Source organism: Couchioplanes azureus, from assembly GCF_014648355.1.
Taxonomy (GTDB): domain Bacteria; phylum Actinomycetota; class Actinomycetes; order Mycobacteriales; family Micromonosporaceae; genus Actinoplanes; species Actinoplanes azureus.
The window spans coordinates 617417-632131 of the sequence record NZ_BMQY01000004.1; the positions used below are offsets into that span (position 1 = coordinate 617417).

General features: G+C 74.8%; 12 protein-coding genes. 5 read left to right on the forward strand and 7 right to left on the reverse strand.

Annotated elements, in window-relative coordinates:
* Positions 1–208: 208 nt before the first annotated feature.
* Positions 209–2281, reverse strand: a complete 2073-nt coding sequence (locus IEY99_RS17905; protein ID WP_189204555.1) for a GGDEF domain-containing protein — start codon at positions 2279–2281, stop codon at positions 209–211.
* Between the two features lie 165 nt (positions 2282–2446).
* Between IEY99_RS17905 and IEY99_RS17910 the strand changes: the two genes are divergently transcribed.
* A complete protein-coding gene (locus IEY99_RS17910; RefSeq protein ID WP_189204557.1) occupies positions 2447–3994 on the forward strand; it encodes a long-chain-fatty-acid--CoA ligase in 1548 nt (515 codons plus the stop codon).
* On the opposite strand, the gene IEY99_RS17915 is transcribed toward IEY99_RS17910, so the two are convergent.
* The gene (locus IEY99_RS17915) at positions 3975–4895 is read right to left on the reverse strand and encodes an EamA family transporter (RefSeq protein WP_189204559.1); all 921 of its coding nucleotides are present in this window, start codon (positions 4893–4895) and stop codon (positions 3975–3977) included. The genes IEY99_RS17910 and IEY99_RS17915 overlap by 20 nt on opposite strands.
* A gap of 79 nt (positions 4896–4974) precedes the next feature.
* Between IEY99_RS17915 and IEY99_RS17920 the strand changes: the two genes are divergently transcribed.
* Positions 4975–5865: a LysR family transcriptional regulator gene (locus IEY99_RS17920; protein WP_189204561.1), complete on the forward strand. Its 891-nt coding sequence runs from the start codon at positions 4975–4977 to the stop codon at positions 5863–5865.
* Here IEY99_RS17920 and IEY99_RS17925 read toward each other — a convergent pair.
* Positions 5862–6485 (reverse strand): DUF6518 family protein, encoded by a 624-nt coding sequence (locus tag IEY99_RS17925; protein ID WP_189204563.1) that lies wholly within the window; start codon positions 6483–6485, stop codon positions 5862–5864. The two genes, IEY99_RS17920 and IEY99_RS17925, sit on opposite strands and share 4 nt — an antisense overlap.
* Before the next feature lie 173 nt (positions 6486–6658).
* Here IEY99_RS17925 and IEY99_RS17930 point away from each other — a divergent pair, with 173 nt between their 5' ends.
* Entirely contained in the window at positions 6659–7099 is a 441-nt protein-coding gene (locus IEY99_RS17930) for a DUF1707 SHOCT-like domain-containing protein (protein WP_189204565.1), read from the forward strand.
* Here the strand turns inward: IEY99_RS17930 and IEY99_RS17935 are convergent.
* From IEY99_RS17935 to IEY99_RS17950, 4 genes are all read right to left on the reverse strand, one after another.
* Positions 7055–7885 (reverse strand): inositol monophosphatase family protein, encoded by an 831-nt coding sequence (locus IEY99_RS17935; protein ID WP_189204567.1) that lies wholly within the window; start codon positions 7883–7885, stop codon positions 7055–7057. The two genes, IEY99_RS17930 and IEY99_RS17935, sit on opposite strands and share 45 nt — an antisense overlap.
* Entirely contained in the window at positions 7879–8724 is an 846-nt protein-coding gene (locus IEY99_RS17940; protein ID WP_229798930.1) for an ABC transporter ATP-binding protein, read from the reverse strand. The genes IEY99_RS17935 and IEY99_RS17940 overlap by 7 nt, the downstream gene beginning before the upstream one ends.
* 82 nt (positions 8725–8806) lie before the next feature.
* A complete protein-coding gene (locus tag IEY99_RS17945; RefSeq protein WP_373293383.1) occupies positions 8807–9832 on the reverse strand; it encodes a FecCD family ABC transporter permease in 1026 nt (341 codons plus the stop codon).
* Positions 9833–9894: 62 nt separating this feature from the next.
* The gene (locus IEY99_RS17950; RefSeq protein WP_189204570.1) at positions 9895–10941 is read right to left on the reverse strand and encodes a FecCD family ABC transporter permease; all 1047 of its coding nucleotides are present in this window, start codon (positions 10939–10941) and stop codon (positions 9895–9897) included.
* A gap of 226 nt (positions 10942–11167) precedes the next feature.
* Here IEY99_RS17950 and IEY99_RS17955 point away from each other — a divergent pair, with 226 nt between their 5' ends.
* Together IEY99_RS17955 and IEY99_RS17960 are read left to right on the forward strand one after the other, a co-directional pair.
* Positions 11168–12880, forward strand: a complete 1713-nt coding sequence (locus IEY99_RS17955) for an ABC transporter transmembrane domain-containing protein (RefSeq protein ID WP_189204571.1) — start codon at positions 11168–11170, stop codon at positions 12878–12880.
* Between the two features lie 35 nt (positions 12881–12915).
* Complete coding sequence (locus IEY99_RS17960; protein ID WP_189204572.1) at positions 12916–14712, forward strand: ABC transporter ATP-binding protein; 1797 nt, start codon at positions 12916–12918, stop codon at positions 14710–14712.
* Positions 14713–14715: the final 3 nt, after the last annotated feature.

A 14715-nucleotide genomic window follows, 5' to 3' on the forward strand; every position in this document is an offset into this window, starting at 1 on the left:
CACGGTCCGACGTGGATCAGTCAGCCCCGAACCTATCGAAAGACATCGACGAATGGGTGACGGCCGGCCTCCGCCCGGCGGTCCCCGGGCGGCCTGGACGGCGCAGTCCGGCCGCGGTGTCACGGCGGGACCTTGCCGTGCCGGTACGTGTCGACGAGCGGCCGGCCGATCGACGGGGCGCCCTTGCCGAGGGACGCGGGAGAACGCGCTATTGTTTCGACGCTTGTCGATATTCGCTGTGCTCGCAGGACACCGCCGGCGGGGAGGGGCGGCGGCTCCGGCCGCCTCCCGCCGCGCTCTTGTGGGCGTACAGGTCGGCGTCGGCGTGCGTGTACAGCGCGTCGAAGTCCTCGCCGTGCTCGCCCAGGACGGCGGTGCCGATGCTCGCGCCGATCCGCGGCGAGATCGCCGACCGCAGCGCGGCCGCGGCCTGCGCCACGTCCGGCGCGTCGTGCGAGGTGAGCAGGACGACGAACTCGTCGCCGCCGAGGCGCCCGACGACGTCGTGCGAGTGCAGGTTGTCCTTCAGGACGGTGGCCACCCACACCAGCAGCTCGTCCCCCGCGGCGTGCCCGCGCGAGTCGTTGACCTGCTTGAAACCGTCGAGGTCGATCAGCAGCAGCGCCAGCGCCCGGTGGTGGCGCTGGGCGTGCGACAGCTCGGCGGTGAAGCGCTCGGTGAACCCCCGCCGGTTGAGGGCCGAGGTCAGCGCGTCGGTCTGGGACAGCTCGCTCAGCCGGCGGCGCTGCCGTGCGGCCTCCTCGGCCTTGGTCGCGCACACCGCCGTGACCGCCAGCGCGCCGGTCAGGTGGGTCAGGGCGAACCAGATGCCCGGCGAGCCGACGAAGACCGCGATGCCGAGGTATCCGACCGCGATCGCGGCGATCAGCGGGCGCCCCAGGCGCGGCGTCGTCATGACGACGAACGGCATCGGCGCGAACAGGCCGAAGGCGAGGGGGCTGCCCACCCCGCCGTCCAGGGCCACCACCGCCAGGGCGATGGCGAACTCGAGTGCCGTGGCCGCCATCACGATGGGCCCCGCGGCGGCGAGCCGGCTCAGGGGGGTCGCCAGCCCCCGAACCACCGCGCCGACGGCGATCGCGATCACCAGCAGCACACCCAGGGCCAGCCGGTGCGGATGACCGGCGGCGAACACCAGGACCCACACCAGGCCGACGAACGGGTCGGCCATGCCCAGCAGGCCGCCGGCGGCGATGGCCCGGCGGCGGCGCTCCAGCGGTGAGACGGTCGCCCGCACCGGCGCGGACGGCACACCGAGCACGCGGGAGACCGCCTCGGCGGCCGGCACCTCCCGGTGGCGCCGGGCCTTGTCCTGGTAGACCCGCTCGTCGGCGAGGTGCTTGAGCTCCTCGACGGTCGTCGCCTCGGCCGGGTAGCAGGCGTAGCCGATGCTGGCCGACGCGGTCCCGTCGAGGGCCGCGTACAGCCGGGACACCACGACCTCGGCGCCCGCGGCGTCGATCCCGCTGAGCACCGCGGCGAACTCGTCGCCGCCCACCCGGCCGACCGCGTCGTGGGCCCGCAGCTGGTCGGTCAGCGTCCGGCCGGTGAAGGCCAGCAGGTCGTCGCCGGCGCGGTGGCCGTAGGTGTCGTTGATCGCCTTGAAGGAGTCCAGGTCGATCAGCAGCAGCACGGCCGGCTCGCCCGTGCGCTCGGCCTCCGCGAGCTCCCCGGCGAGGCGCTCGTCGAACCCGCGCCGGTTGAGGCACTGGGTGAGCGGGTCGATCCGGGACTGCTCGGCCAGCCGGCGCCGCAGCGACGCCATGGCGCCGGCGTAGCGCAGGCAGGCGAAGGCCACCCAGGCGATGCCGGCGGTGTAGATGGCCGCGTACCCCGGCGGCGCCGGTCCCCCGGTCAGCACCACCACCCAGTAGGCGACGGCGCTGAACGCCCCGGTGACCACGAACGCGCGCGGCGGCATCGTGACGGCGAAGAGCATGACGGCGAACGGCAGCAGCCCGCCCATGGTGCTGAACACGCCGCCGTCGAGCCAGGCCAGGGCGGCGTACGCCTCCACGGTCGCGACCAGGGTGGTGAGCTGCACCACCCGGCGCAGGCGGGACCGGGCGATCAGCCGCGCGGCGGCCGCGGTGAGCACGGAGACGCCCAGCAGCACGGCGACCACGACCGCCATCGCCGGGTGGTGCTCGCCCGGCCAGGTGCTCACCAGGTACGGCACGCAGAGCAGGGGTACCACACCGGCGCGCAGCGCGCTGTTCCGCACCGCCCGGACGCGGGCGTGCGGAAGCGGGCTCGGCATGGCGACGATCCCTTCGGCACGGCGGTCGGACGGCGGCATCTCCTCCCATCGGCAGCCCGGGGCCCGAGGTGAGGAGGCGCCGGAGCAACCCGAGGTTTACGTTCCGCAGGTCGGCATGCTGGGATCGACATCGACGTCACGCCCCATCTGTCGAGGAGACCACGCATGCTCAACCTCTCCGTCCTCCTGGAGGACAGCGCACGGCACTATCCGGAGCGCGCGGCGGTCGTCCTGGGCGACCAGCGGCTGTCGTACGCGCAGGTGAACGCCGCCGCCAACCAGGTCGCCGACCTGCTCGTCAGCCGGGGCATCCGGCCGGGCGACAAGGTGGCGCTGTCCTGCCCGAACCTGCCCTACTTCCCGATCGTGTACTACGGGATCCTCAAGGCCGGCGCGGTCGTGGTGCCCCTGAACGTCCTGCTCAAGGGCCGGGAGGTCGCCTACCACCTGGCCGACTCGCAGGCGCGCGCGTACTTCTGCTTCGAGGGCACGGCCGAGCTGCCGATGGGCGCCGAGGGCCACGCGGGCTTCGCCGGGACGCCCGGCTGTGAGCACTTCTTCCTGATCACCGCCGACCCGGCCGCGCCGTCGCCGATCGAGGGCGCCGAGACGCTGGGACGGGCCCTCGCCGGCCGGTCGCCGGTCTTCGAGACGGTTCTGGCCGCCGAGACGGACCCGGCCGTGATCCTCTACACCAGCGGCACGACCGGGCAGGCCAAGGGCGCCGAACTCAGTCACTCCAACCTCGTGCTCAACGCGCTCACCTGCAACCGGCTGTTCGGCACCCAGCCCGGCACCGACACCCACCTGCTGGTGCTGCCGCTGTTCCACTCGTTCGGCTCGACGGTGAACATGAACGCCGGCTTCGCCTCGGCGTCGACGCTGGTGCTCATGCCGCGCTTCGACGCCGCCGGGGCGGTCCAGCTCCTGCAGAAGGAGGACGTCACGTTCTTCGCGGGCGTCCCGACGATGTACTGGGGGCTGTTGAACGCCCTGACCGAGGACGTGGACGTCGAGCGCATCGCCCGCACCATGCGCGTCGCGGTCAGCGGCGGCTCCAGCCTGCCGGTGGAGATCATCAAGGAGGTCAAGGCCCGCTTCGGGGTGCAGATCCTGGAGGGGTACGGCCTCAGCGAGACCTCGCCGGTGGCCACCTTCAGCGACCCGGACAGCGAGCCGCGCCCCGGCTCGATCGGCATCCCGATCTGGGGCGTCGAGGTCCGGCTCGTGGACGAGTCCTGGAACACCGTCGAGGGCGCCGACGAGATCGGCGAGATCGCCATCCGGGGCCACAACATCATGCGCGGCTACTACAACCGCCCGGAGGCCACCGCGGAGGTCATGAACAACGGCTGGTTCCGCACCGGCGACCTGGCCCGCCGCGACAAGGACGGCTTCTACTACATCGTCGACCGCGCCAAGGACATGATCATCCGGGGCGGTTTCAACGTCTACCCGCGCGAGATCGAGGAGGTTCTCATGACCCACGAGGCCGTCTCGCTCGCCGCGGTCATCGGCGTGCCGCACCCGAGTCACGGCGAGGAGATCAAGGCGTACGTCATCCGCAAGGAGGGCGCCACCGTGACCGAGGAGGAGCTCGTGGCCTGGTCGAAGGAGCAGATGGCCAGCTACAAGTACCCGCGCGTCGTCGCCTTCGTCGACTCGCTGCCGATGACGGCCACGGGCAAGCTGCTCAAGCGGGCTCTGAGCTGAGCCCGGCCGGACGCGCCCGCGGCGGCAACCCGCGGGCGCGTCCGGGCCGGCGCGGGCGCGGCGAGAGCTGGCCGGCGACGATCGCGGCCAGCCCGAGGGCGAAACCGGCCAGCTGGACGGGGCCGAGCAGCTGGCCGAGCAGCACCGCGCCGAGCAGCGCGGCCACCATCGGCGACAGCAGGCCGAGCACGGCGACCGAGGTGACCGGCAGCGTGGTGATGCCGCGGAACCACAGGACGTAGGCGATCAGCCCACCGGGCAGGCCGAGCCACAGGTAGCCGAGCGCGGCGGGCGCGCCGACGGCCGGCGGGGCGCCCTCCACCAGCCAGGTCACCGGCACCAGGAACAGCCCGCCCGCGGCGAGCTGCCAGCCGGCGTACGCCGTCGGGCCGGCCCCGGCCGGGCGCCCCCACCGCTTGGTCAGCGTCACGCCCAGCGCCATCGCGCCGGTCCCGGCGAGACCGGCCGCGACCCCGGCCGGGTCGAAGCCCGCGCCGGGCCCGATCACCACCAGGCCGACGCCGGCCACGCCCGCGATCCCCCAGGCCAGGCTCCAGGCCGACGGACGCTGGTGCAGCACCGCCACGGCCAGGACGGCCACGAGCAGCGGCTGCGCCGCGCCCAGGGTGGCGGCCACGCCGCCGGGCAGGCGTCCGGCGCTGACGAACAGCAGCGGCAGGAACACGCCGATGTTGAGCACCCCGAGCGCGGAGGCCTTCAGCCACCAGGTTCCCCGGGGCAGCGTACGGGTGAGCGCGATGGCGACCAGGCCGGCCGGCAGCGCCCGCATGAGCCCCGCGAACAGCGGATGTCCCGGCGGCAGCAGCTCGGTGGTCACCACGTACGTCGTGCCCCACACCAGGGGTGCCAGGGCGGTGAGCAACGTCGTCCGGATTCTCATGCGTGCCAGCCTGGTCGTGCGGCATCAATGAGTCCAACACATCGTTGTCAGGCCAGCGATCGTGATTCACGATGAATCGATGGAACTCCAGCAGATGCGGTACGTCGTCGCGGTGGCGGAGACGAACAGCTTCACGCGGGCGGCCGAACGCTGCCTCGTCGTGCAGTCCGCCCTCAGCCACCAGATCGCCCGCCTGGAACGCGAGCTCGGCGCCCGGCTCTTCGCGCGTACCAGCCGGCGGGTGCGGCTGACGCCGGCGGGCGCGGCGTTCCTGCCGGTGGCGCGGCAGTGCCTGGACGCCGCCGAGCGCGCCACCGCCGCGGTCGCCGCCGCCGTCGGGGAGGTCCGCGGGCGGCTCACCGTGGGCGTGATCCCCACCGTCGCGGCGGTCGACATCCCGCCCGCCCTGCACGCCTTCCACCGGCGCTACCCGCAGGTCCGGATCGGGCTGCGCGTCGGCGGCAGCGAGCAGCTCGTCGAGCAGGTCAAGGAGGGCGCGGTCGACGTGGCCTTCCTCGGTCTGCCGGTGACGGCGCGGCCGGACGGGGTCGGCAGCCGGCTGCTGGCCCACGACCGGCTGGTGGCCGTGGTCGCCCCGGAACATCCGCTGGCCGGGGAGGGCGAGGTGGATCTGGCCCGGCTGGCCACCGAGGCGTTCGTGGACCTGCCGGCGGGCACGGCCGGGCGCGCCCAGTCCGACCTCGCCTTCGCCGCCGCCGGCCTGCGCCGCGAGGTCGCCTTCGAGGTGACCACCGTGGACATCCTCATGCTCCGGCTGATCCGGGACAGCCTCGCCGTCGCCCTGCTCCCGTCGATGTACACCCCGCACCTGACCGGCGTGGTCACCGTCGGAGTCCGGGACGCGCCCACCCGCAACGAGTACCTGGTCTGGAACCGCTCCTCGCTCACCCCGGCGGCGTCGGCCTTCCTTGCCGAGCTGAACCTCGCCGTGGCGCAGACCCCGTCCTAGCCGGGCCCGAACGCGGTGGTGATCATCAGCAGGTGTCCCGCCGCCGACAGCGGGACCGCGCAGGCCGATGCGATCACGCGGTCCCGCCACGTCTTCGCGACCACCACGGTGACCACGACGGCGAGGACGGCGAGGACGACCGCGTAGCTCCAGATCTCGCCCGTCCGGTAGTTCGGGTCGCCGAACCGGCCCAGATCGACGGCCATCTCGGCGAGCAGGACGGCGGCGGGCAGCGCGAGGGCCGCAAGCCGCAGCCGTCCGGGGGTCCGCGCCACCACCCCGCCGGCGCCGAAGAGGACGCCGGCGACCACCGCGAGCCCCATCCACGCGAACGCGACCGTGCTCACCGCGTTCGACCAGGCGTCGTCCTGGATCAGCGCCGCCGCCACGTAGTAGCTCGGAACGGCCACCACCAGCATCACCACCGCGGCGACGATGCCGCGCAGCAGGGTCCACCGGGTGCCGTAGGCGAACAGGAAGGCGGCCACCGCCCAGGCGGCGACGGAGTTGCCGAGCCCGCCCACCGGGAACGGCAGGTACTTGATCCAGACGAAGTCGAGGAATCCCCACAGGCAGCCCGCGACGGGGGCCGCCACGGCGACTTCGCGCATGATCTTCATGGCGGCCGATCGTACGGTCGCCACGCTCTGCCGGCATGGGCCTGCGGACGGACTCCGGCCCGGCCCCACCCGGCCGAAAGGCGGACCGCGGCCGCTGCGGCGAACCGGAGGAAGCGCCGAGCTCGTCGATTTGCGCCCGGGCCGGGCGGGGCGCGCGATACGGTCAGCGCGCGATGAAGGACGAGCGCATCGGTACCGTGCACCGCACCCAGGTGATCGACCTGCTGAACCAGGCGCTCGCCGAGGGTCACCTGGCCGAGCCGGCCTACGACTCCCGGATCGTGGCGGTGAGCACGGCGACGTACGCCTCCGACCTCCTCGCCCAGGTGCAGGACCTGCCGCCGCGCCTGCAGTGGGACCCGCGCAACGCGGCGCCGCCGACTCCTCCCGACGCCAGCGCCGGGCGGGGCGCACTGGCGCTCGGGCTCATCTCCGTGCCCTTCTCCTTCTGCCTGATCGGCGGGATCCTCGGGATCGTCGCCATCGTGCTGAGCACCCGCGGGCGCGGGGCGCACGGGGTGGGACCGGCGCTGATCGGGCGGGTGCTGGGCATCACGAGCGTCGTGCTGTCACTGGGCGCGCTGGCCGCGCTGATCTTCGCCGCCCGCTCCTGAGTCTCTCCACAGGGCGCGGTGCGCCTGCCTCCACAGCTGCGGGCTGCGGGCGAACAGCGACGTGCCCGCGCGGGGTCCCCGGATGCCGTCGGCGCCGCCGTAGGCACCGCCCGCCTCGGTGACGATCAGCGACGTCACGGCGAAGTCCCACAGCTCGCCGCGGGTCTGCACCGCGAGGTCGAGGCCGCCGCTCGCGACCAGCAGCGGGGCGTGCACGTCCCACTCGGCGGTCGTCGCGCGCTCGGCCAGCGGGGCGGCGATCCGCCGGTCGGTGTCGAGGTAGTTGGGCGGTGCCGGGACCACGCCCAGGCGGGCGCCGTCGAGCACGTCCGGGCGGCCGGCGGCCACGGTGACGCGCTGCCGGGCCGTACCGTCGAGGGCGGAGCGGAAGGCGCCGCCGCCGCGGCTCGCCCACCAGAGCGTGCCCTGCGCCGGGACCGCGGCGGCCCCGACCGCGATCTCGCCGTCCACCTCAAGGGCGACCAGCACCAGCCAGCGGTCGTCGCCCGAGACGAACTGGGCGGTGCCGTCGATCGGATCGACGATCCAGCGCCGGCGGCCGCCCGCCCCGACCTCTCCGCCCTCCTCGCCCAGCACCGCGTCGGCGGGACGGGCGGCGCGCAGGACCTCGCGGATCGCGGCCTCGGTGTCCCGGTCGGCGGCGGTGACCACGCTGCCGTCCGGCTTGCGCTCACGGGGCAGATCCGCCAGCGCGTCGAAGTGCCGCAGGGCGACGGACGCACCCGTCAGCGCGGCCCGCCGCGCCAGGTCGAGATCACTCAGCACGCCCCCATACTGCCCTGCCCCGCCGGGTCCCCGGCGAAGACCTCGGCGGTGGGCGGCGGTGCGACCGCGCCGGGGGACCCCTGCCGGCGCCGCGGCACGACCAGCGGCGTGCCGGTCTCCGGATCCGGGATGACCCGGCACGGCAGTCCGAAGACCTCCTCGACGAGCGCCGCCGTGACGATCCGGCCGGGGTCGCCCTGGGCGGCGATCGTCCCACCCGGCCGCATGATGATCAGGTGGCTGGCGTAGCGGCACGCCTGGTTGAGGTCGTGCAGCACGGCGACGAGCGTGTGCCCGCCCGTCTCGTGGAGGTCCGCGCAGAGGTCGAGGACCTCCACCTGGTGGGCGATGTCGAGGAAGGTGGTCGGCTCGTCCAGCAGCAGGACGGGGGTCTGCTGGGCGAGCACCATGGCGAGCCAGACCCGCTGCCGTTGACCGCCGGAGAGCTCGTCGAGCAGCCGGTCCGCCAGCGGGAGCACGCCGGTGCGCCGCATGGCCTCGGCGACGACGGACTCGTCGTCGCGGGACCACTGCCGCAGCAGGCGCTGGTGCGGGTAGCGGCCGCGGGCCACCAGGTCTCCCACGGTGATGCCGCCGGGGGCGACCGAGGTCTGCGGCAGCAGTCCCAGCCGGCGCGCGACCTCCTTGTTGCGGTAGGAAGAGATCAGCTTGCCGTCGAGGTACACCGCCCCGGTCGCCGGCTTGAGCATCCGGGCGAGCGCCTTGAGCAAGGTGGACTTGCCGCAGGCGTTGGGTCCGACGATGACGGTGAACGAGTCGTCCGGAATGCTGACGCCGAGCCCGGTCGCCACGGTGCGCCGCTCGTACGCGAGCGTCATGTTCTCCGCGCGCAGCCGGGTCATGACCGCACCCTGGTGTCGCACATGTCGTGGTCCCTTCTGCCGTGCGGGGTCGTCGAGGTCACCGGGGGCCACGCCGCCACTGATGGGCCAGCAGCCAGGCGAGGTAGGACCCGCCGATGCCCGCCGTGGCGATGCCGACGGGCAGCTGGGCCGGGGCGAACAGACGCTGGACGGCGAGGTCGCTCGCCGTGAGCAGCAGGGCGCCCATCAGCCCCGCCGCGAGCAGCCCGGGCCCGGCGGACCTGGTCAGCCGGTGCGCCAGCTGCGGCGCCACGAGGGCGAGGAAGGCGATCGGGCCGGCCGCCGCGGTGGCCACCCCGGCCAGCAGGACGCTCACCCCGAGCAGCAGTAGCCGGCTGCGCTCGACGGGTACGCCGAGAGCGGTCGCCGCGGCGTCGCCCATCTCCAGCAGGGACAACCGGCGGGCCTGCAGGAGGGCGACCGGGAGCAACAGCGCCGTGGCGACGAGTACGGGCTCGGCATGCTCCCACCCACGGCCGTTGAGTCCGCCGACCAGCCACGCTTGTGCGGCGATCGCGTCCTGCCAGGCGGCGCGGGCGATGAGGTAGGAGTTGACCGACAGGATCATCGCGCTGACGCCGATACCCACCAGGATCAGCCGGAAGCCCTGCACCCCGTTCTTGAAGGCGAGCAGGTACACCAGGACGGAGGTGCCGACGGCACCGGCGACGGCGCCGAGGGCGGTATCGATCATGCTGCCGTGCAGGACCACCACGACCAGGATCGCGCCGGTGGCCGCGCCGCTGGTGAGGCCGATGATGTCCGGGCTGGCCAGCGGGTTGCGCGACAAGCTCTGGGTGATCGCGCCGCTGACCCCCAGGGCGATGCCGACGACCAGGCCGGTGACCAGCCGGGGCAGCCGCAGCGTCGTCACGATGAACTCGGACGCCGGATCACCCGCGCCCCACAGGGCCCGGACCGCGTCGAGCGCCGAGATCGGATAGTCGCCCGTGGTGATGGTCGCCACCGTGACGCCGGCCAGCGCGGCGATCAGGGCCGCGGCGACGATCGCGGGACGCGGCCGTACCCGCACCGACAGCCGGTCGCGCCGGTCGCGCAGCACGTGACCGCGCACGACGCGGACCGGCCGGGCGTCGTCGGCGGGGGCGGTCACCGCGGGCGGGTTCACAGTTCGGCCAGCTTCCGGCGGCGGCACAGGGCGATGAAGACGGGGGCACCGGCGAAGGCGGTGACGATGCCGACCTGCAGCTCCGCCGGGGCGATCAGGACCCGGCCGGCGACGTCGGAGCCGAGCAGCAGGATCGGCGCCAGCACCGCGGAGTACGCCAGCACCCAGCGCTGGTCCGGGCCGACCAGCAGCCGGGCCAGGTGGGGTACGGCGAGGCCGACGAAGCCGATGGGGCCGGCCGCGGCGGTGGCGGCACCGCAGAGCAGCGCCACGGCGAGCGCGCCGAGGGCTCTCGTCCGGCCGATGTGGGCGCCGAGGGCGTGGCCGGCCTGCTCGCCGAGGGCGAGCAGGTTCAGCGGCCGGGCGAGGGCCAGCGCGAGCGCGATCCCCGCCGCGATGAACGGCGCGATCTGCGCGACCACGTCGAGCTTGCGTCCGGCCAGTGACCCGATGTTCCAGAACCGGAACTCGTTGAAGGCGTTCGGGTCCAGCAGCAGCACGGCCGAGGTGAAGGCGATCAGCACGGCGCTGACCGCCGCCCCGGCGAGGACGAGCCGGTCCGGGGTGGCCGCGGCCCGGCCGGCGGAACCGAGCAGGTACACCACGACGCTGGCCACTGCGGCCCCGCCGAAGGCGAACCAGACGTAGCCGGTGATCGCCGAGACGCCCAGGTAGGAGATGGCCACCACGACCGCGGCCGAGGCGCCCATGTTGACGCCGAGCAGGCCGGGGTCCGCCAGCGGGTTGCGGGCGAGCGCCTGCATCAGCGCGCCGGCGAGCCCGAGGGCCGCCCCGGCCAGCAGTCCGAGCAGCGCGCGGGGCAGCCGGAACTCGCGGATGACGAGCGCCTCCGTGGAGTTGTCGTCGTGCCACAGCGCGGCCCAGGTGGCGGCGGCGGAGACGTCCTTCGCCCCGATTCCCAGGCTGGCGACGACGACGACGGCGAGCACCACCACCGCGAGCACCAGCCCACCGGTCCGGCGGCGCAGGTGGCCACCGGGGCGCCGGACGACCCCGGCCGTCGCCAGATCAACCGCGCTCACGAGGCTCCTTCCGGCCGTCGTACGGGGCTTCGCCGTGGTCCGGACAGGACCGGCCCGGGGCGTACGTCGCGCATCCGTGTCCCTCCGTTGCCGGCCGCCGAGGCGAGGTGTGCACCGCCGCCCGAGCGTACCTTAGGCTAGCCTTACCTTCCGCCTCCGGGACGCGCGGTGTGACCCGCGGTGGCTGAACTCACCCGATCCGGCGCATCTGTCGGAGGAAACCACGATGGACCGGAGGTGGTCGGTGCGCGCCACGACACGATCGGGGCCGAGCCTGCTGCGCCGCACGATCGCCGGACACGGGCGGCTGGTCGCCGGTGGCGCCGTGCTCGCCGCCGCCCATCAGGCGGGCGAGGCGGGCGTACCGATCCTCGTCGGCGTCGTCATCGACGAAGCGATCTCGAGCGGACGCCCGGCCGAGCTGATCCGGGGGCTGCTCCTGCTCGCCGCGGTCATCGCCGCCCTGTCCCTGTGTTTCCGGTACAGCCTGCGGATGGAGGAGCGCGCCGCGTTCGAGGGGGCGCACCGGTTGCGGATCGCGCTCGCCGCCCGGGTGCTGGACCCGGCCGGCGGCGCCGAGCGCGGCCGGCTGGCCGGCGAGCTGACGAGCACCGCCACCAGCGACGCCCAGCGCGCCGGCGACGTGAACCTCGCCCTGCCCCGGGCGGCGGCGGCCGTCTTCGGCCTGCTCGTCGCCGCGGTGGCCCTGCTGCGCATCTCGGTCCCGCTCGGGCTGCTCGTCCTGCTCGGCTCGCCCGTCCTGCTGCTCCTGGCACATCTGCTGGGCCGGCCGCTGGAGCGTCGCAGCCACGTCGAACAGGAGCGCGCCGCCCAGGCCTCCGGGATCGCCGCGGACCTGATCGCCGGCGTGCGCTCGCTCAAGGGAATCGGGGCCGAGGCCACGGCGGCCGACCGGTACCGGCGTACGAGCCGGGAGTCGATGGCGGCGGCGGTACGGGCGGCCGGCGCGCAGGCCTGGCTGGACGGTGCCATGCTCGCCGTCAACGGCCTGTTCCTGGCCGCGATCGCCCTCGTCGGCGGCCGGCTCGCCGCGCGCGGTGAGCTGAGCGTCGGTGAGCTGGTCACCGCCGTCGGTCTGGCCCAGTTCCTGGTCTGGCCACTGTCTCTCTTCTCCTGGGTGAACGGGCAGCTCGCCCAGGCCCGCGCCTCGGCCACCCGGATAGCGGCCGTGCTGTCCGCTCCCCCGGCGGTGCCCCCGGGCGGCGCCGCCGTGCCGCGACCGGTGCGCGGGCGGCTGCGGCTGCGCGGTGTCTCGCACGCCGGCCTGCGCGATCTCGACCTGGACGTGGCTCCCGGCGAGCTGGTCGGTGTCGTGACGACCGAGCCCGCCGAGGCGACCGCCCTGGTGCGGTGCCTCGCGCGCGAGACGGATCCGGCCGACGGCAGCATCGCGCTCGACGGCAGCTCACTGTCCGGACTGGACCCGGACGACATCCGCGCGACGCTGCTGGTCGCCGCGCACGACGCGGAACTCTTCGCCGACAGCCTGCTCGACAACGTCGCCGCCGCGGCCCGTTCGCCGGAGGCCCTGGAGCAGGCGCTGGCCGCGGCGGGAGTGCACGAGCTGGCCGGCGCGCTGCCGGACGGCCTCGACACCGCGGTGAGCGAACGCGGCCGGTCGCTCTCCGGCGGCCAGCGCCAGCGGGCGGCCCTGGCCAGGGCGCTCGCCGCGGACCCGCCGGTCCTGGTGCTCCACGACCCCACCACGGCCGTCGACGCCGTCACCGAGGCCGCCCTCGCGCGCGGGATCCGGCGGACCCGCCAGGGCCGTACCACCCTGCTGGTGACCACCAGCCCCGCGCTCCTGACGATCACCGACCGGGTGGTCTTCGTCGACGGCGGCTCGGTCGCCGCCGCCGGCCACCACGGCGACCTGCTCCGTGCCCACCCGCGCTACCGCGCCGCCGTCCTCACCTGAGCCGGCCGAGCCGCCCCATCGATCAGGAGATGTCGATGACCGTTCCGCACGACGCCACGCCGGGAGCCGTCCGGCAGCTGCTGCCCACCGCGACCGGTGCCGACACCCGCGCCGCGGTGCGCCGGCTGCTGCGACCGCACCGGTCGCTGGCCGCGGCCGGTCTGGTCGTCCTGGTCGCCGGTACGGCGATCGGACTGCTCACGGCGCCGCTGCTCGGCCACCTCATCGACCTCGTCGCCGCCGGCCGCCCGGCCGCCGCGCTCACCCCGCCGGTCGTCGCGCTCGCGGTGGTCGCGATCGCGCAGGGGGTCTGCACCGCCTCCGGGGTCTCCCTCGTCGCCCGTCTCGGCGAGGCGATGCTCGCCCGGCTGCGGGAACGCTTCGTCGAGCGGGCCCTGCAGCTCTCCCTGGAGCGGCTGGAGGAGGCCGGCGCGGGCGATCTCACCGCGCGGGTCACCCGCGACGTGACCGCCATCACCGAAGCGGTCCGCCACGCCCTGCCGGTCCTGGTCCGGTCGGGCCTGACCGTGGCCCTCACCCTGGCCGGACTCGCGGTGCTCGACTGGCGGTTCCTGCTCGCCGCGCTGCTCGCCGTGCCGATCCAGCTGCACACCGTCCGCTGGTACAGCGGCCATGCCCGCAAGATCTACGCCGCGCACCGGGTCGCCGACGGCGCTCAGCAGCAACAGCTCCTCGACAGCATCGCGGGCGCGGCGACCGTCCGGGCGTTCCGGCTCGGCGACCGGCACGTCGGGCAGGTGGCGCAGCGCTCGCGCGCCGTGGTGGACCTGGCGATGCGCGGCATCCGGCTGCTCACCGGCTTCTACGGCCGGCTCAACGCCGCCGAGTTCGTGGCGTTGGCGGGTGTGCTCGTCGCCGGGTTCCTGCTGGTGCGCACCGGATCCGCGACCATCGGCACGGCGACCGCCGCGGCGCTGTACGTGCACAACCTGTTCAACCCGATCAATGCGGCGCTGGCCCTGGCCGACACCGCGCAGGCGGCCACCGCGAGCCTCGCCCGGCTCGTCGGGGTCGCCGACCAGCCGGCCGCGCCGCCGCGCGCCGCCACGGCACCCCCCGTCGACACGTCCGTCAAGGCGGCCGGCGTCGAGTACGCCTACCGCAGCGGCCACGAGGTGCTGCACGGCGTGGACCTCGAGCTGGCTCCGGGAGAGCGGGTGGCGCTGGTGGGCGCGAGCGGCGCCGGGAAGACCACCCTCGCCAAGCTCGTCGCCGGGGTGCACCGGCCGGCCGACGGCTCGATCAGGCTCGGCGGCGTGGAGCTGACCGAGCTCGATCCCGCCCTCGTCCGACGCACCATCGCCCTGGTCACCCAGGAGGTCCACGTCTTCGCCGGTCCCCTGGCGGAGGATCTGCGGCTCGCGCGCCCCGGCGCGGGCGACGCGCAGCTGCGCGCGGCGCTCGACCGGGTGGGCGCGCTCGGCTGGGCCGACGCGCTGCCCGACGGGCTGGGCACCGTGGTCGGCGAGGGCGGGCACCGGCTCACCGCGGCCCAGGCCCAGCAGGTCGCCCTGGCCCGGCTGGTCCTCGCCGACCCGCCGGTCGCGATCCTGGACGAGGCCACCGCGGACGCCGGCAGCGCCAGCGCCCGGGACCTGGAGCACGCGGCCGCCCGGGCGCTCGACGGCCGCAGCGCGCTCGTCGTGGCGCACCGGCTCACCCAGGCCGCGGCCGCGGACCGGGTGGTGTTGCTCGCCGACGGGCGGGTGGTGGAGAGCGGCACCCATGCGGACCTGATCGCGGCCGGCGGGCGGTACGCCGAGCTGTGGCGCGCCTGGTCGGGCAGCCGCGAGACCGGGTCTGCCCACTGACGA